Below are 18,435 nucleotides of genomic sequence, written 5' to 3'. Positions count from 1 at the left end.
GGTATTACAATAAAATCTCATAGAAGAGTAAATTAAAGAGAACAATGAACGTGTGACAGTTTTACGACTCTTGTTATTATTGCTCTCACAAGAGGAAGGATCAAACTTATTTTTTAATATTGATACGAGAGTAATTTTTATTACAAGTGGAGGCGGACAAAATGCACTCCGCAACTGTATTTCGGTGCAAAATTATTCAATATTACCATAAAAGGCGCTCAAGAACACTACAACCAGCAAAAAAATCATCGAAAAGTGGCTTTTTACACGAGAAATCTTCCAATAGCTTTGAACACACACAACAACAATTCTCTCTATCCTTGAGGCAACAGGCAATGTTGATATGGATGTACAATGAGATGCTACGATTATTGCTTCTCATCTGATTTCTGGTCAAGATATCAATGTAATGGGGGAAAGTATGACGATTGTTGGCATGACAGACCATCATAGCAGCCATTCACAGACGCATGAAACAGGTTTTGATGGGAATAAATTTGACTTTGTAAGCAGAATTATTGGCGGTAATGGCTATACCTACGAAACGATACCTGCTGGCAGTAACGTTTGGATAGAATGGTAGAGAGTGGCTACAAATCCCATAAATCCCCATACCTGTCTTGGAGATGCGGGTCCAAAATGCCAAAAATTTTATGGCACATCTCATTTAGAACAAAAGCCTTGAATTAGATCATGGAGTAAAAAATGAAACACATCGTAAAATTATTAAGTGCTGTAACTTTGTTAAGTATAGCTGGATGTCAGTTTAATAAGCCTCCTTCAGGATATTTGACTGCTTGGGAAAAACCAGGAGCAGATTTTACAGAGATAGGAAAAGGCTTGTTAGAATGTGGTATGCCAACTCCTTATGATGTCGATCCAGAAAACAGAAAGCAGAGCATCAATGCAAAAGCAACAACTTATGCTTGCATGCTTCAATCAGGTTTCCGCTATAAAGATGAAGAGGTAGCAAGAGCGGGTGGACCATGTTATACTTTTAGAGCTGAAAACTTGCCGATTTGTCGTTCAGGCGCTGTCATCCCGAGGCGCAGTGTCAAGAAGCGCTTGAACAGCCCTTTTTGTAAAAAATATAAAAATGCACCTGAATGCAAACCTTAAGTCTTGCTGTTTGTGACGATCACAATCCCTACCTTCATGTTTCTCATACCCGTACGCGGGGGGCTTAATTCAGTATGTCAATGCTATTTATTTATGGGTACCACAACTGTTGGCGCAATAATATGAAATATCTATTTTGGTTATAATCAAAATATTGATAATAATTATAAGCATATCGTTGATAGATAGATGATTTTAGTAATAATTTTACCGTATTTTTGATATAATAATTATGGCATAATCTTCGGAAAGATAAAAATAATATAGGTTGATAATGTTCATCATTGTTTTGGAAATAAAAAACAGCATGTAAAATAATTTATAGATTGTTTCGTAATATCAAAATTACTCAAGGATAGGAAAATGAAGCAGATTTTAAAATTATTAAGCGGGATAACCTTATTTGTTATGGCTGGATGCTACCCTGAGCAGCCTTCTCGAACAGCTGTAGATGCATGGGAAAAATCCGGTGCTGATCAGCTTGAGATCAAAAAAGCTCTGTTAGAATGTGGAGTACAGCATCTTGATGGTCGTCTTGATACAGAAACAAGTACTGATGAGAAATTCAATGCTGAGGAGTCTGTGAATGCATGTATGATCCAAGCAGGTTTCCAAGATAAATTGGGAAGAATGAAGTGGTGTGAGAAATATAAAAATCTTCCAATTTGTCAGCCTGATGCAGTTATTCCTCAGCGAAGTGTCGAGAGGCGTTTGAATAGTCCTCATTGTGAAGAGCATAAAGAACAACCTGAATGTCAACCTTAAGTATTGAGGCTGCTGTAATCAAAAATCCTTCCATTCTTGTTTTTGCATGGGGGGTGGGATTGTTTCTTCAATATCTATATGCTAACAAAAGTCATCTTGCGTGTGAGTAAATATTAGAAGACTTATCAGTCTTTCTATCGTAAATATTGACGGAGGGGGAAATGAAAAAAACATTGAAATTATTGAGTGCTATAATTTTATTAAGCTCTGCTGGGTGTATTAGCAAACCTCCCCCATCGACGTTAGAATTATGGGAAAAGTCTGGTGTCAGTAAGTCTATGGTCCAACAAGCACTGTCAAAATGTGGTTGGAAACCAATCTACGCTTCTTCTGAAAATATGGATTCGCGTGCAAGTGATTTTGCAGCAGTTTATGAGTGCATGACTAAAGCAGGTTATCGGTACAAATTACAAGATTCAAAGGGAATCTATTTTTCATCAACGCCGCGAAGTGATTCATTTTTAGTCAATTTAATGGTAGCAGGGTATCAGCAGGTTATGGACAATGATACTTTTGGTGTAACCAATTCGACACAACAAGAGCGAGATTTGATGTTACGTTTTGAAAATGATAAAAAGCGCCAGAAAATAAAAAAAGCTTTGCACAAGTGATCATCAACAGTAGAACGTTAATTTTTAAAGCAATAATTAAATAAAAATATTAAACGGGAGAAGAGAGAAATATAGCTCTTTTGTCTCTAATGTAGTTATATTCATCAGCTACGAGATTGGCAATAGTGTTGTTGTCAGATGATGCTAGCGGAGGATAGTGAGTTGTTGTTTAGAGAAATTTATTCAATATAAAGAATGGCAAATAATAGCTTTGCTAAAATATCTTCTTTAACGATAATAAACAGATAGCTTTCATAGAGCTAATTTTGATGAAATTTTATTTTGGTGTTTTTTAAGTTCAGAATGGTGAGTGTTTTACTGTATTTTAGATTTTATCAAAAGATCTAAAATATTACATTTATTAATTCAAATCATTGATGATAGGGTATTAGGAGAAGTTTTTTATTTATTCAAATTTCTTTGTTAGATATCTAGCATTTTTAATATAGAAATTGTGTACATTAGCTTATACATTAGTGTGCAATTTCTTGTTTTTTTGTTGTAGTTGAAGAGATGATGCGGTTATAGATTTCGTATACTGTATCTTTTTGTGCTGTGTTTTATTAAAACGTTTTAATCGTTTAATCTTAAAAGTTATTCTCATTTTGTTGTATTTTTATTTTTTGGTGGTGAGATAAATTGAATATTATATCTCTTCAAAATTCGCATTTTTTCACGTTTTTTTAAGATTGGTTTTTTGGCCTTTTGTAATTGCAGTTTCCAGCGGTTTTTGAGATGCATTCTTTAAAGGGATTTTCATCCTAAATGGTATTTTTAAACTTTTTGTTCTTTCTTTACATAAAACACAAAACATATTATTGAATGCTGTAATTTATCATAAAAAATAAAATAATTTTGTTTGTTTTATTCTTGTTGTGTTTAATTTGTGGTTTATTTTTTTGCCAGCATTTTTTGTTTTTGTTGAAAAAAGAAAGTTTTGAAAAACAATGATAATCAAGGTATCTAACAATCACTTGTATTCGTGCGTTTTTACAGCAGCTATTTTTTCTTTTTTGTTAAATATAAATATTGAGGCACATTCTCATTCATATACATCACTGTCATGTGACAAAAACAAATTACCTTATGAATGCAGTGATGGTTCAAAGCATACAATTAGTGATAAAGTATATAAATTCACGGCGCCTGTTAAAGAAACGAATGGGGAGGATCGTTCTCTCATGTTACCTGCTGCTATAGTAGTGCAGGAGCCAAATACAGTTATTCAGGCAACGCGTGTAGAGGTTGAAGGGACTGCGAGTATAGAAGATATTTATGGTGTTTTTGTATCACGAGGGGGAAAAATTGTTTTGAGCGATTCAGCTTTTAAAAATGTATCAATAGGTCTTAAAGCTGATAATGGAATGATTGAGGTTGATCGTGGAACAATTGAGGCTTTTCAGATTGCTGCTTATGCAGAGAAGCGAGGAGCATCTGTTACGTTAACGAATACAAAAATTAAAGTGGAAGGTTTGGGTATCTGTCAAGAGAGTGCTCTTTTCGTTAGGGCTGATGCGGGTATTCAGATGAAAAGTGGATTTATTGATGTGAATGATGCTGCTGCGCTTTATGTGGGGAGAGGGGGGAGTGCGACTTTAGATGGTGTTACCATTGCTTCAAAATATCAAAAAACAGAAGACAAAGAAAATACAAATGAAAAAATTACACCTACAGTTTTCAATGTAAAACATCAGGGTTCTGTTTATGTAAAAAATACGAATATTATTTCTACGGATGTTCATGTTTTAACAGTTGGACAAGATTCTAACACACCATCCAATAATGGTAGGGAAGGAAATATTTTAATTTCACGGGTTAATATTGAAGATTCAACAATTAAAGCAATAGGTAACAAACATGGTATGTATTTTGAGAGGGATGAGGAAAATGATGCGTATGAACAGGGGCTTGTCTTTTTGAAAAGGACGATTTTTGAGGTTCCAGATGGGACAGCTGTTCATAGCCATAACAGTCGTATTTATATTGGAGTAACAGAAGGTACAAAAATTTTTGGTGACTTATTATTAACAGCTGAAAAGGGGGGAAGTGTAGCGATTTTGGCTAATTCTTCTTCATTGATAGGAGGGACTCGTGTTGCCGATGATTCTATTGCTGAGCTTTATTTAACAGGGGGATCAAAATGGTTTTTGACAAAAAGAAGAGAGATCGATTTGCAAGTTGCAAACCGTACAAGTTCGTCTATTTCATTTGTGAAAGTTTCTGATAGTTTTATTGCTTTTGAGACTCCAATGTTTCAGGAGTATCAGACACTTCATATTGGGAAGGGAGAAAAAGAAGTTTATAGTGCACAAGATAGGGCAGATATTTATCTCAATACACATCTCAGTAGTGATGGTTTGCTCGATAATAAAAAAACTGATCGGCTTTTGATACATGGTGATGTTTCTGGAAAAACGACAGTTTATGTGCAATTTGTTTCAGGAAATCAGGGTGAGATAGCAACCGGTGAAAATGCTCATAGTATTTCACTTATTCAGGTTTCTGGAAAAGCGGCAGAGGATTCTTTTCAGTTAAATCGTGCTTATATCGCATTAGAGGGTTTGCCTTACCAATATTATCTTCATGCTTATGGTCCAGCTTCTGCTCTTGGAAATGCACAAACTTCTCAAAGATTGGTTGAAGGAGATGGAGATTTTTGGGATTTCCGCCTTGAAAGTAAATATATTCAGCCTGCTTTAGAGGTGTCTGCTATTCCCCCTTCTGAGTTAAAGGTCAGAGAGGTTGTTCCACAAGTTCCGACCTATCTTTTGTTACCAAATGCGTTGTTTCATGTTGGGCTCATGGATATTAGTTATCAACAAAAGCAGTTGCAAGTTAGGCGGTCTATTCCTCGTAAACTATTAAAAGTTGAAGGGAACTTTGCTTTATCTGTCCACGGTTATGGTGGGAGTTATCGTTATGTCTCAGATCTTTCTACACTTAAATATGGGTACGATGGTCATGTTGATTATAACGCTATAAAAACAGATATTTTGCTCAAAACAATAGAGCGTGCATATAGTACGACATCTTTTGGGATTATGGGAACCTATGGAAAGCTTTCCTTACAACCTCATAACGTGGAACAAAGTCAAAAGAGTACATTTAATAAATGGTCATTTACGGCATATGCTAGTGTGAAACATTACACTGATTTTTACGTAGACGGTCTTTTATCTTATGGTTTGTTTAAAGGGGATGTGCGTAGCCGTGTTTGGGGTAAGACGGCGACATTAAAAGCAAATCCTTTGAACGTGTCGTTTTCTGCTGGTAAAGTGTCTATGACAGGATATAAAGATCTTATTTTTGATCCGCAACTTCAGCTTATTTATCAACATCTTCAATTTGATAAGTTTCGTGATATTGATGGATTTGATGTTGAGATGAAAAAAATAGATCAATGGTTTATGCGTGTTGGTGGGCGTTTAAGTAAAACATTTACAGCCTCTGAAAAGGATCGTATAATTTCTTTTTATGGCAATATTCATCTTGCTCATTGTTTTGATAAAGAACAATTTGTTCATTTTAAAGATGTTTTCCAGTTGGGTTCTTTCGGTTATTCCTTAGAAACAGGTTTGGGTATCAATGCGCAGTTTTCTTCTAAAGTTACACTTCACAGTGATCTTAGCTATCAGCATAGGTTAACCAAGGCTGGTTTTTCTGGAGTTCATTTTTCTGGTGGTTTGCGCTATCATTTTTAAGCAATCTTTTTAAAAATAATAAATGTGATTTTCAAAGTTTTGTTCTACTATCGGAATTAAAACCATTGTTTGTGCAGAATTTTTTAATAATGGTACCATGTGCTTTAATAAATATGAAAATATCATGTTGATTTATTTTTATCTGCTATAGCATTTCTCAAATGCTTTAAAAAATTTGTCCATCTGATAAACAGATTTAAAATGAGAAAATCCTACAATATCGGGGTTCTTATTCAATATGAATAAAGATAAATTATCATTATAAATCAATGTTTTGCCATATGATGCTTAAGGTATCATCGAGCCATTTATGGTAATTGCGTGCTTCTTCGTTTGAGTTATGAACAGAGAAAATAAAACCAGGATATCCACCAAATGCTGGTGGAGGTGGTGAAAGATGATTGGTTTCAAAGAAAATGATAGTTCTGGCGGTTTGAGGATGCTGTGCAACCTTATCTAGACCTAAAAATCCAGAAAACCGTCCATGACCACGAAGAGGAATAATATAATTTGCCGCCACTTTTTTAGCTGGGAGTATATCGGGAAGGTCTGGGGTTTGTTCAGCTAAAGCGGCATTCATACATAGTTTTGCAAATGAAATCCCTGTACCTTGCTCAACAATAAAATGGGAAACACCTGATCCACCTATACGAGCGCCTATCTCAATGATATAAGGTAAATTATTAGCATCTAGGCGTAGCTCTACATGGGCAGCACCTATATTTATACCAAGAGCTTTAACTCCAGAGCATGCAGCCTCACATAAAGCAATAATTAAAGGATCATCTATATCACAGCGTTGACGATAAATTGTTTCTTCAAACCATGGTCCCTCAGGCTGTCCCTTGTCTCCAACGGCCAGAACGTGTACACCTGCTGTATCAACAAAGCATTCTACGACAAACTCTTTTCCTGGCAAATACTGTTCTACTACTAAACCTACAGGTTTATTTTTATCATTAAAACGTGCCATGTCTTTATGCTGAACATTCCATACGGCTTTAATGAGATCAGGAAGTTCGGCGGAATTTTTAGCTAACATTACGCCTGTACTTGCCCATCCAGAGACGGGTTTAATAACGAGTGGATAATCCAAGGCTTGTGTTTGTGATAGGTCTTCTGGATGATCTATATAAAAGAATCCTGGTGTTCTTAAGCCTGCTTTAGCGAAAGCTTGACGCATGAGATATTTATTTCTGGTTAATGCTGCTACTTCTGGTTCAATACTTGGAGTATTGATTTTTTTTGCAGCCAAAGCTGTCCATAGGATGGCTTCTTCGCGAAGGGTCATAACCCCAGAAATATTGCGTTCTTTTGCTTCCGTTGCAAAAGTGTCTAGAGCTGCCTCTGGGTTATCAAAAACAGGAAGTTGCCAAGTTGAAGTTACTGCTGCGGGGTGTTGAGAGGGAACGCTTTCAGCGGTATCATAGATCATTACTAATTCGATATTAGCTGCTTGTGCTGCTTCAAATATAAATGGTAATTTTGCATTGCGCTGGCAAACTAACGCGAGTTTTTTCATTTTGTTTCCTCATTAAATTTGGAGTTTTGAGAATGGCGTTTATGTTGCCATGTAGATACCTTTGATGCATCTATAAATAAGAGTGTCATCCCTATAACAACTACAATCATAGCAATTATTTTGATCATATTGAGAGAAGGGCTCGAGCCGATTATCCATTCACATGCAATCACTGCAAAAGGGGATAATACGCCGATAGTGTTGGCGTATAATACGCCTCCTTCGGCTAAAACTTTTTGATATAATACGTAAACTGGTGCCGAGCAAACAGTTCCTAAAATCAATATTTTAAATATATCTTCTAACTTAAGATAGAAGAGTGGGGCAGGATCAAAAATAAATAATGGCATAAATGATGCTGCAGAAATTGTCGTGATCCAAGCCAGTGAGGTGAGCAAAGGTAGATTTTTAAGATAACGTTTAGACAATAAGCCATAAGCAGAATAAGAAAGTGCTGCTGTTAAAGCAAGAGCTATTCCTATTAGGTTGTATCCACCTTCTCCACTATTTATATTGAATACTACAGCTGCTACACTGACAATTATCACTCCACTAAGCTTCAGCCATGAGAATTTAAGGACATTTGTCAATGCACCTAATATATAAGTAATTCCTGGAATAGTAGCGAGCACCATGGTTAAATCACTGGCTTTGAGCGATTTTAATGCACCAAAGCTGCATACAAAATACAGCGAAAATCCTAACACTGAGAGAATTAAAAAAGAAGGTATCATGGAAAGCAATGGTAGGGATCTGAAAACAGCTTTCTCACGAAATATTGCAATCAGCCATAAGGTGGCAGCGGTGGCAAACAACCTAAGTCCAACCGCATGCATGACGGGTATATTGCTAACCAAATTCTTAGATAATAACCAACTTATGGAAAACAATGCTAGAATGGCAAAAGTAAATAATAATAATCGTCCTTTTATAAAACTCAATGATTTAATCCTCTAATCACTCGCTGTGCATAAGATGATGTTGAAAAATTAAATCGTGACTGTGAAGTTTGCGGCTTACCAAGATTATTTTGGATATAATCTTTAGCTCCTGCCAAATAAGCGTCATCATCTAATGCTTCAAGTGCTTCTATATCTGCTATCATCAATATTATTACTTTTTCAAGACGCTCCAAATCAAATTGAAGATAACCTTGATTTGTTTCAATCAATGCTTTGTTCCGCATCAATATTTCAAAAAGCAAGATCCCTGTACCAGCATCGAATGTCATATGCTGATCAGAATCTTTTGGATAACGAAATATGCGTTCTAATAGGATAAATTCAGTTATTTCTTTCCAAAATTTTGGATGATTTTGTAGCATAATACGCACTGTAATTAAATCAACTTTAGTTTCTTCTAGAAGACCTGTAAACCAATTTAATTTTATATACAGATTTTTATCCAATGGCCGCGGTCCGGTATGATGTGCATAGTCATGATAATAGCCCCACAAACAGCGAGCATCGTAAATGTCTTCTTTAGATAAGTTACGACTATGCAATTGACCGAACAGGAATTTACTATCTCGACCGAGTAAACGTTCAGCTTCCACAATTGTTTGCTTGTTGTAAATATCAAAGAATTTACTGAAAAAAAAACAAAGCAAATGCTTGCTTATCAATTTTTTGAGCAGCTGCTACAGATTCTGGGAATAGAACAATGCAATTGCCTTCTAAAAAACCTCTTGATGCTATTCCCATTTTTATACATTGAAAAGGTGATAGATAATTATTTGTATATTTTGAGGCGTCAGCAAGATAGGCCGTTTCATGACGATATCCTGTAACTAATTCCAGCCGGAATCCTTCTGGATCAGGTCCATTTGTTGCACGCATTGGAGCCAAGAAAAACAAGGGAGCATCTGGTAATGGGGCTTTGAAAGCAGCCAAAGTATTATCAAATTTAGGAGGGGTCGTTAAACCGCTGATTATCCACTGAAGAAGATCATCAGAAATGGTCGCTAAAAGTTTTGGAGATAATCCGTCAAGAATATTGGCATGGTGGTTCAGCAGAGTGATCAATTCATTGATCATATTATTATCTGCTGAAGTTGGTTCTTTAATGCTCCCATTTCGTTCTTGGCGCATACGGAATTTGTCAGCTAAGTTAACAATGGAAAGAAGCACTTCAGATTTTTTCATGATTAGTTGACTTTAGTGAGTGGAGCAAAAAGGCCATTGGCATTTGTTCAAAATTTTCGATAATATTCAGCTTATAGCGATTTGCCGCAACCGATGTTGTGATACAAGCATCTGCTTTTTCAGCCTTACAAAGAACGGCTGCATCAGCATTGCTGTTGGCAAATACTTTGTCATATTGATGAGCTACCAGAGATTGTGGGGCAGGATGAGTCGCTACGGTTTTAATTTCATCAGCGTTATTGCGTTTAGCTAAAACCATAGAGTGAGTAGGCATGATAAAGCTGTCAAATAATTGCATATCACCTAAACGGGTAAATATGAGTGTATGCAAATCAGGGTAAGCAGCACAGCTTAAGAGATATCCATCCTTTTTCTGAGCAAGTTCATTAAATGCTTCTTCAAGAGTTGCGTATAAGATAATACGGGATCTCGAGTCAGTGGACAAAATATTTTGATTGTGATTATCAAGCCATAACTGTGCTGCTGCTGCACAGTTAGTATCTGCAGGGCCAAGTGTATAGATAAAAGTATTATTTTCAGATTGCATGATCTCTATTCTTTTAATTATGCGACTAAATTTAAATTAGTGTGATATGATAGAGTATATCAAGAACAATGCGTTAAGTAATTTAGTGCTTTATAAAATAATGTATATATGAAAGAAAATTTACAATTATAATTTTGTCTGTTCATTATTCTATCATGCCGTAAAACAGCGTCTTTTAGGGGAGTAATTGAGCAGAAAAATTCTATGCAGGGTATTTATTGGATATGTTAGAGGATTATTGGAATGGTTAAGCGAAGGTGAATGACACGTAAACTGCACTGCTCTATCATTTTTTAGATGAGAAGCGTTTTTGAATCTGTTCGTATTGATAATACTATTGTAGGTGAATAATAAGCAAATTGGTAAGGCGTGAACATCTTTGCCATAAAACTCAATATGTTTAATTTCTTAATTAAGATAATACTTTTAGAAATTGTTTTACTATTATGATTGTATTAAATATATAAAAGGCAATCATCATTGTCTTGTTTGTAAAAGAAACATGAAATATAACTCTTAAGTTAGATTGAGATTGGCAAGATTTTTTTCTTCTTTGGAATCGTTAAGAAGGTCAGATTAAACCTTATTCAAGCTACAGAACCTAAAGAAACAGTCGTTTTTTTTGAAAAGATCAGAGGTAAACAAATATGCGTGAGATTTTGGATCATGTTGATATGCCATTGAATAAGAAGAGTTCTGTTCAAAAGGTTCAAAATCTTTCATTCCAATCACACCCAAAACGGTTTTATAAGCAAGTGAAGATCGCTTGTGAGGAGGGCGGCTTTACGATTTTGTTGGATGAATGTCCTGTAAAAACGCCCGCAAGGCGTCATTTTCATGTGCCAACAGAAGTGTTTGCTGAATATGTTGCTCAGGAATTTGAGAACCAAAAGCACGTTGTTGATCCTGCAAAAATGCCGATGACGCGTTTGGTTAATACTGTTATTGATGGTATCGCTGATGATATGCAGGCGGTTTTTGAAGATTTATTGCGTTTCGTTGCATGTGATATGATCTTTTATCGTGCACAAACACCTAAAGAGTTGGTGCAAAAACAATCTGAACAATGGGATCCTTTATTAGATTGGGCTGAAAAAAAGCTAGGTGCAAGGTTTTATTTGACAGAAGGGCTGATGCATGTGGAACAATCACCAGAAGCACTTCAAGCAGTCAGTAATTATTTACGTAGAGTTGAGTCTGCTTATATGCTTGCTGCACTTTATATGATGACAACATTAACGGGATCTGCTCTCATTGCTCTTGCTGTTGCAGCGGGAAACATTGATGCTGATCATGCTTGGTCTATTGCCCATTTAGATGAAGATTGGATGATGGAGCAATGGGGAACGGATAAAGAAACAATAGCACGCCGTGCTCATAAAAAAGTTGAATTTAATGCTGCTGCTACAATTGTTACAACTTGTTTATAGGGGAAAATCTTTTATTTACGTGCATTCTTTTCGCTCAGAGTATTTTTGTGACTTTTTGAGGATTGGTTTTTACTTTATCAAGTCCAGGAAATATTTCATTGGTTATGGTTAAGAGCGCTTCGTCATTGCCACGGATAAAATACCATTGGTTATCGTGAAGTAGGGCAATAATTTCAGTTTGAATAGAGCATTTTTTCCCAGCATTTGTTGTGGTTACAAGCTCCACGGGTATAACAAAATAAGGGGTACCATTATCAAGGGTACCTTCACGTTTTTGTTTTTGATCAATGTTGATCGTTTCAATCTTGTAACTTTCTGCCAACCGTTCTATTTGGCTTTTCATGATTTGTAGAAATTGTGATTGATTAAGATTTTTTTTGGCGGTTAAGTGGTTGATGACTTGGGGAGGAATAGCATTTAAGATGGCATTTGCATCGGCATTTTTAAGTGCTTTACTATAAGCAGATGTTGCTTTCTCAAGAGTTGTAAGTTTTTGGTTGGTTATTGTATGTGCTTCAGTTGTTGATGTGATAAAGACAATGCATAAAAGAATGGGAACGAGAAAACAAATTCGCGGCATTAGAAACCTTTGTTAATTCATTTGAAGAGATTCAACACATTATAAAGGAAAAGCGGACGAGCAAAAAGCCTCTTGCGCTTTTGCATGAGACGAATATCCACAAAAATGGAGGCTTTTGCCTCCATTTTAAAAATCAAAAGAATGCGTATTGATTGTTTAAACAGAATAGTACATATCAAATTCAACAGGATGGGGTGTTGTTTCGTAACGCAAGACTTCTTGCATCTTTACTTGAATGAAGGAATTAATCTGATCATCATCAAAAACGTCGCCAGCTTTAAGAAAGCCACGATCTTTGTCAAGTGCTTCAAGCGCTTCACGCAGGCTTCCTGAAACAGTAGGGATTTCTTTAAGTTCCTTTAAGGGAAGATCATAAAGATCTTTATCCATAGCATGTCCGGGATGAATTTTGTTTTTGATACCGTCAAGACCAGCCATTAAAAGGGCTGCAAATGCCAAATAGGGATTTGCTGTTGGGTCTGGAAAACGAACTTCTACGCGTTTTGAATTTGGTGAGGAGCTCATAGGAATACGGCAAGATGCAGAACGATTACGTGCTGAATAGGCAAGAAGAACAGGAGCTTCATAACCAGGAACCAAACGTTTATAGGAGTTTGTGGATGGGTTGGTAAAAGCATTTATTGCTTTTGCGTGCTTAATAACACCACCGATAAAAAACAAACAGGTTTCTGATAGTCCGGCATATTCATTTCCTGCAAAAATGGGTTTGCCATCTTTCCAAATGGAAATGTGGACATGCATTCCAGAGCCGTTATCACCAAAAACTGGTTTTGGCATGAAGGTTGCTGTTTTCCCATAACTGTTTGCTATTTGATGTACAACATATTTAAAAATTTGCATCTTGTCAGCCTCGCGAACAAGTGTATCAAAACGAATACCCAATTCATGTTGGCCTGCTGCTACTTCGTGATGGTGTTTTTCGACCTGTACACCCATATCCTTGAGTGCTGTGAGCATTTCAGAACGCATATCTTGGCAGGAATCAATCGGCGGAACAGGAAGGTAGCCTCCCTTTATTCGTGGGCGATGCCCTAGATTTCCTGTTTCATATTCCGTATCATCATTAGAGGGAAGTTCACTTGAATCGAGTTTAAACCCTGTGTTGTAAGGGTCCGTTTTATAGCGCACATCATCAAAGATAAAAAACTCTGCTTCTGGACCCACATTGATTGTATCTCCAATGTTTAAAGATTTCATATACACCTCAGCCCTTTTGGCGATAGAACGAGGATCTCTACGATAAAACTCACCAGAGACAGGATCAAGTACATCACAAAATATGACCAAAGTAGATTGAGCAAAAAAAGGATCAATATGTGCTGTTGCTGGATCTGGCATTAAAACCATGTCAGATTCATTAATTGTTTTCCAACCAGCAATTGAAGAACCATCAAACATGACACCATCATTAAAAGTATCCTCGCTGATCTCTGCGATATCCATTGTAATGTGATGCAATTTTCCTCGTGGATCAGTAAAACGTAAATCAACAAAACGGATTTCGTTGTCTGTAATCTGTTTGATAATATCTGATGCGGTTGTCATATTCAATTTCCTTAATATGGCGTTGAGGTGGATAAAAAAGTGAATTTTCTCGTTATTTATTAAAGGGCATCGATACCGGTTTCGTCCGTGCCTATACGAATTGCATCATCAATGGAAAAGACAAATATCTTTCCATCTCCTATATGTTTTGTTTGAGCTGCTTTACGTATTGCATCAACAGTTTGTTCCAGTTTTTCATCGGACACAACAATTTCAATCTTTACTTTAGGTAGAAAGTCAACAACATATTTCGTACCACGATAAAGTTCTGTATGTTCCCTTTGACGACCAAAACCTTTCGCTTCAGTTACTGTAATACCATGTAACCCAATTTTTTGAAGCGCTTCTTTCACTTCATCAAGTTTGAAAGGTTTTATAATGGCTTCAATTTTTTTCATGCTGAAATTATCTCCAACGTTATTTTGTCTTTTTAGACTGCATCACATTATATTGACAACTGTAAGATGTCCAACAGATACTTTGTGCACAAAAAGTCGAAAATAATGACACTCTATGCTCTGTTAGGAGAGTTTCTTTTGTAGAATACAGCCAAATACTGTTTTTTGGGAAAAAAACTTACAATTCTTATACAGAATTCAAATAATATAATAAAAGAGTTTTGTTTCTTTTTTATTAGATAATATCTTGACTTATAAGGATAATTAGACGCTCTCCACATTGAATGAGAAACTCTAATAGCGTAAGATTTTCTCATTTTAGATCTTTTTATCGTCAATCAATCAAAACGATACTTTTATATATCATAAATAGTTATGAGTGTGTGGATAACAACATTTGAAAAAAGAAATAAAATGCTTTTTATGAAAGCTTTCGATAATTAAAGGCTTTACAATATTAGGGAGTAGGGAAGACAAATATTGGAAAAGAGTGTGATGATGCCGATTCATAAATGTAAAGATGGTGGTGTATAATAATGAGTTTATCATTATAGCATTCATAGGAGCCGTTGTGAAATGGGCTTGAGAGCATTGAGAAATGTTTCTTTAAAACAGATGTGGGAATTGGCAACGCAAATATATTCCGTTTGGGGCGTTTTGTTCCTTCGTGAGGAATGTGATCTTCATTAAGGAACGCGATAAATAAAAGTGTGAAGCAATGGCAATCTTCATTATAAGATATTGCTGTGGATGCCTTGGAAAATCATAAAGATAAATTAAAAGGAAATGGAAATATAGAAATTTATTTATACCCTTAAAACTTCATATTCTTCCCAGTTTAGGTTGTCTGGTCGTTTCAGGTATAAACAAAACAGAGAATAAATACGCAATTATGTGCGCGTTCCTATTTGGCAATACGACAACTGAAACAGCTTATAAAGCGCTAAATTGTTTTTAGTCTTTGCTTCAAACGTGTTGCACCACTGGAATTAGGTGTTGGTTTACAGGTAATAATAAAAGTACAGGCTTTGTTAGTATGCTGTATTTTACAATAGAAAGCGTTTCTAAGAATTAGAATTATAGAGAGATGGGCGCAGTAAAACATCTTTTAGAAATTTTCCCGTATAGGAAGCGGGAACCTTAATGATGTCTTCAGGGCGTCCAATTGCAACAATTTCACCACCGCGATCTCCACCTTCTGGTCCTAAATCAATAATCCAGTCGGCTGTCTTTATAACATCAAGGTTATGTTCAATGACTATAACTGTGTTGCCTTGCTCGACTAGTTCGTGAAGCACTTCAAGAAGTTTGGAAATATCATGAAAATGTAAACCTGTTGTCGGTTCATCCAAAATATAGAGTGTACGTCCCGTTGTTTTACGAGAAAGTTCTTTCGCAAGTTTTACACGTTGTGCTTCCCCACCAGAAAGTGTGGTTGCTTGCTGTCCTACTTTTATGTAACCCAACCCTACTTTAATGAGAGTTTCCATTTTATTATGAATAGCGGGAATAGCTTGGAAAAATTCCTCTGCCTTTTCAATTGTCATATCCAAAATATCGGCTATAGACTGTCCTTTGAATTTTATTTCTAGTGTTTCTCGGTTATAGCGTTTTCCTTTACAGACATCGCAAGTAACATAGACATCAGGTAAAAAGTGCATTTCAATTTTGATGACTCCATCACCTTGACATGCTTCGCACCGTCCTCCTTTAACATTAAATGAAAAACGCCCAGCTTTGTAACCGCGGGTTTTTGATTCTGGAAGATCGGCAAACCACTCACGAATCGGTGTAAAAGCGCCTGTATAGGTTGCGGGATTAGAGCGTGGGGTGCGTCCAATAGGAGACTGGTTGATATCGATGACTTTATCAAGAAATTCTAATCCTTCAATTTTGTCATAGCTGGCAGGGCTGTGATGAGAGCCCATGATATGATGTGATGCTGCTTTGAAAAGCGTTTCAATAAGAAATGTTGATTTTCCTCCTCCAGAAACACCAGTTATGCATGTGAAGGTTCCAAGAGGAATATTCGCATTGATATTTTTGAGGTTATTGCCTTTGGCGCCGATGATTTTAAGTGTTTTCGTTTTTGATATTTTGCGTCGCTCTGTCGGCATTTTAACAGCCATTTTTCCTGAAAGGTATTGGCCTGTGAGAGAGGCTGAATTTTCTATAATTTCCTGCGGTGTTCCTTGCGCTATGATTTCTCCACCATGAACGCCTGCGGCAGGCCCCATATCGACAACATAGTCTGCTGTGAGAATAGCATCTTCATCATGTTCAACAACAATAACTGTATTGCCAAGATTACGCAAATGGCGCAGCATTTCCAACAGGCGTTCATTATCGCGTTGGTGTAAACCGATAGATGGTTCATCTAAAATATAAAGAACGCCTGTAAGACCAGAACCAATTTGGGATGCCAACCGAATGCGTTGGCTTTCTCCCCCTGAAAGCGTTCCTGAATTTCGAGACAAGGTAAGATATTCCAATCCTACATGATTTAAAAAAGCCAAGCGTTCACGAATTTCTTTTAAAATACGTACGGCGATATTACGTTGTTTTTTTGTGAGATATTGATGAACATTGGCAAACCAATCATCTGCCTTTAGAATAGAAAGATCTGATATTTGCCCAATATGCATTCCGTTTATTTTTACAGCAAGTGCCTCTGGTTTTAAACGATAACCGTGACAAGCTGGGCAGGGCGAAGAAGACATATAACGTTCGATTTCTTCTCGAGACCAAGCAGAATCGGTTTCTTTCCAGCGTCTCTCCATATTAGGGATGATTCCTTCAAAGGGTTGGGTCGTTTTATGCGAACCAGAATTATTTTTATAGATAAAAGAAATTTCATCTCTTTTTGTACCGTAGAGAATAGCCTGTTGTGCTTCATTAGAGAGTTCACACCATTGATCTGTGAGTTTGAAACCGTAAGCTTTTCCTAATGCTTCTAAGGTTTGTTTATAGTAAAGTGAATCTGACTTAGCCCAAGGGGCAATGGCGCCATTCTTGAGGGTAAGATTTTTATTGGGCACAATTTTCAGTGGATCCATTGCTTTTTTTATGCCCAGTCCATCGCAGAGAGGACAGGCGCCAAAAGGATTATTGAACGAAAAAAGGCGTGGTTCAATTTCAGGAATAGAAAAACCCGATACAGGGCAGGAAAACTTTTCTGAAAAAATGAGCCGTTTGTGTGTATCATTTTTTGATTTATGAGCAGATTCCTTTGTTGTTTCTTTTTGTGCTAAGGGTTGGTCTGCCATTTCAGCAATGGCAAGCCCATTTGCTAGCTGTAAACAGGTTTCTATACTATCAGCCAAGCGAGAGGTGATATCCTTCTGTACAACAATGCGGTCTACCACGACATCGATGTCGTGTTTATATTTTTTATCCAGAGGTGGAATATCAGGGATTTCATAAAACTTGCCATCAACTTTAGCGCGTTGAAATCCTCTTTTTAAAAGTTCTGTTAGCTCTTTTTTATATTCTCCCTTTCGTCCTCGCACCAAAGGGGCCATAATAAAAATTCGCGTTCCTTTTGGTAAGGCCATAATTTGATCCACCATTTGGCTTACTGTCTGGCTTTCAATAGGAAGTCCTGTCACAGGAGAATGAGGAATACCAATACGTGCAAAGAGAAGACGCATGTAATCGTGGATTTCAGTAACGGTACCTACTGTTGAACGAGGATTGCGACTGGTTGTTTTTTGTTCAATGGAGATAGCTGGAGAGAGACCGTCTATGCGGTCGACATCGGGTTTTTGCATGACTTCCAAAAATTGGCGTGCATAGGCTGAAAGGCTTTCGACATAGCGGCGTTGTCCTTCAGCGTAAATTGTATCAAACGCTAAGGATGATTTCCCTGATCCAGAAAGTCCTGTTATAACAATGAGTTTATCACGAGGCAGATCGAGATCAATATTTTTAAGATTATGCTCACGTGCACCGCGAATGGAGATATATTTTTGATGAGTCATACTTTATCCTTGGCATATGTGGCAAAAATTGAGCACCTAAAATGGAATAAAACTGTTTTTTTAGAATTATAA

The 18,435-nt window shown here is 36.6% G+C and carries 15 protein-coding genes; 6 read left to right on the top strand and 9 right to left on the bottom strand.

Going from position 1 to position 18,435, the window contains the following annotated elements; genetic code table 11:
- The first annotated feature begins 421 nt into the window (after window positions 1-421).
- The 5 genes from ACFINH_RS06015 (at window position 422) to ACFINH_RS05995 (ending at window position 6,196) form a co-directional block, all read left to right on the top strand.
- Window positions 422-583 (top strand): hypothetical protein, encoded by a 162-nt coding sequence (locus ACFINH_RS06015; RefSeq protein ID WP_375613123.1) that lies wholly within the window; start codon window positions 422-424, stop codon window positions 581-583.
- 122 nt (window positions 584-705) lie between these two features.
- A complete protein-coding gene (locus ACFINH_RS06010; protein WP_375613122.1) occupies window positions 706-1,119 on the top strand; it encodes a hypothetical protein in 414 nt (137 codons plus the stop codon).
- A 363-nt stretch (window positions 1,120-1,482) separates the two neighbouring features.
- Window positions 1,483-1,884: a hypothetical protein gene (locus tag ACFINH_RS06005; protein WP_375632397.1), complete on the top strand. Its 402-nt coding sequence runs from the start codon at window positions 1,483-1,485 to the stop codon at window positions 1,882-1,884.
- Between the two features lie 161 nt (window positions 1,885-2,045).
- Window positions 2,046-2,495, top strand: a complete 450-nt coding sequence (locus ACFINH_RS06000) for a hypothetical protein (protein ID WP_375632396.1) — start codon at window positions 2,046-2,048, stop codon at window positions 2,493-2,495.
- 947 nt (window positions 2,496-3,442) lie between these two features.
- The gene (locus tag ACFINH_RS05995; protein WP_375632395.1) at window positions 3,443-6,196 is read left to right on the top strand and encodes an autotransporter outer membrane beta-barrel domain-containing protein; all 2,754 of its coding nucleotides are present in this window, start codon (window positions 3,443-3,445) and stop codon (window positions 6,194-6,196) included.
- A 259-nt stretch (window positions 6,197-6,455) separates the two neighbouring features.
- On the opposite strand, the gene ACFINH_RS05990 is transcribed toward ACFINH_RS05995, so the two are convergent.
- Genes ACFINH_RS05990 through ACFINH_RS05970 form a run of 5 tightly spaced genes read right to left on the bottom strand, consistent with a single transcriptional unit; the run spans window position 6,456 to window position 10,409 of the window.
- Entirely contained in the window at window positions 6,456-7,718 is a 1,263-nt protein-coding gene (locus ACFINH_RS05990) for an acetyl-CoA carboxylase biotin carboxylase subunit family protein (RefSeq protein WP_375632394.1), read from the bottom strand.
- Window positions 7,715-8,659 carry a DMT family transporter gene (locus tag ACFINH_RS05985; RefSeq protein ID WP_375632393.1) on the bottom strand — a complete coding sequence of 315 codons (945 nt, stop codon included), beginning with the start codon at window positions 8,657-8,659 and terminating at the stop codon, window positions 7,715-7,717. Before ACFINH_RS05985 ends, ACFINH_RS05990 begins: the two co-directional genes overlap by 4 nt.
- Window positions 8,656-9,273 (bottom strand): DUF6421 family protein, encoded by a 618-nt coding sequence (locus tag ACFINH_RS05980; RefSeq protein WP_375613116.1) that lies wholly within the window; start codon window positions 9,271-9,273, stop codon window positions 8,656-8,658. Before ACFINH_RS05980 ends, ACFINH_RS05985 begins: the two co-directional genes overlap by 4 nt.
- A 31-nt stretch (window positions 9,274-9,304) precedes the next feature.
- On the bottom strand, window positions 9,305-9,862 hold the full coding sequence (locus ACFINH_RS05975; RefSeq protein ID WP_375613115.1) for a hypothetical protein: 558 nt from the start codon (window positions 9,860-9,862) through the stop codon (window positions 9,305-9,307).
- Window positions 9,849-10,409 (bottom strand): prephenate dehydratase domain-containing protein, encoded by a 561-nt coding sequence (locus ACFINH_RS05970; protein ID WP_375632392.1) that lies wholly within the window; start codon window positions 10,407-10,409, stop codon window positions 9,849-9,851. The genes ACFINH_RS05975 and ACFINH_RS05970 overlap by 14 nt, the downstream gene beginning before the upstream one ends.
- 647 nt (window positions 10,410-11,056) lie before the next feature.
- On the opposite strand from ACFINH_RS05970, the gene ACFINH_RS05965 reads away from it, so the two are divergent.
- Window positions 11,057-11,839, top strand: coding sequence for an ATP12 family chaperone protein (locus ACFINH_RS05965; protein WP_375632391.1), 783 nt, complete (start codon window positions 11,057-11,059; stop codon window positions 11,837-11,839).
- A 34-nt stretch (window positions 11,840-11,873) separates the two neighbouring features.
- Here the strand turns inward: ACFINH_RS05965 and ACFINH_RS05960 are convergent, their stop codons facing one another.
- The 4 genes from ACFINH_RS05960 to uvrA all read right to left on the bottom strand — a co-directional run bounded on the left by ACFINH_RS05960 (window position 11,874) and on the right by uvrA (window position 18,363).
- Entirely contained in the window at window positions 11,874-12,419 is a 546-nt protein-coding gene (locus tag ACFINH_RS05960; protein WP_375632390.1) for a hypothetical protein, read from the bottom strand.
- Between the two features lie 156 nt (window positions 12,420-12,575).
- Window positions 12,576-13,985 carry a type I glutamate--ammonia ligase gene (gene glnA / locus ACFINH_RS05955; RefSeq protein WP_375632389.1) on the bottom strand — a complete coding sequence of 470 codons (1,410 nt, stop codon included), beginning with the start codon at window positions 13,983-13,985 and terminating at the stop codon, window positions 12,576-12,578.
- Window positions 13,986-14,044: 59 nt separating this feature from the next.
- Window positions 14,045-14,383: a P-II family nitrogen regulator gene (locus tag ACFINH_RS05950; RefSeq protein WP_015856528.1), complete on the bottom strand. Its 339-nt coding sequence runs from the start codon at window positions 14,381-14,383 to the stop codon at window positions 14,045-14,047.
- A 1,064-nt stretch (window positions 14,384-15,447) separates the two neighbouring features.
- Window positions 15,448-18,363: an excinuclease ABC subunit UvrA gene (uvrA, locus tag ACFINH_RS05945; protein ID WP_375632388.1), complete on the bottom strand. Its 2,916-nt coding sequence runs from the start codon at window positions 18,361-18,363 to the stop codon at window positions 15,448-15,450.
- Between the last annotated feature and the right edge of the window lie 72 nt (window positions 18,364-18,435).

Source organism: Bartonella sp. AA74HLJMH (assembly GCF_042197045.1).
In the GTDB taxonomy this organism is placed as follows: domain Bacteria; phylum Pseudomonadota; class Alphaproteobacteria; order Rhizobiales; family Rhizobiaceae; genus Bartonella.
Note: the sequence above shows the minus strand (reverse complement) of the source record. Positions and strands in the feature narration are given on the sequence as shown.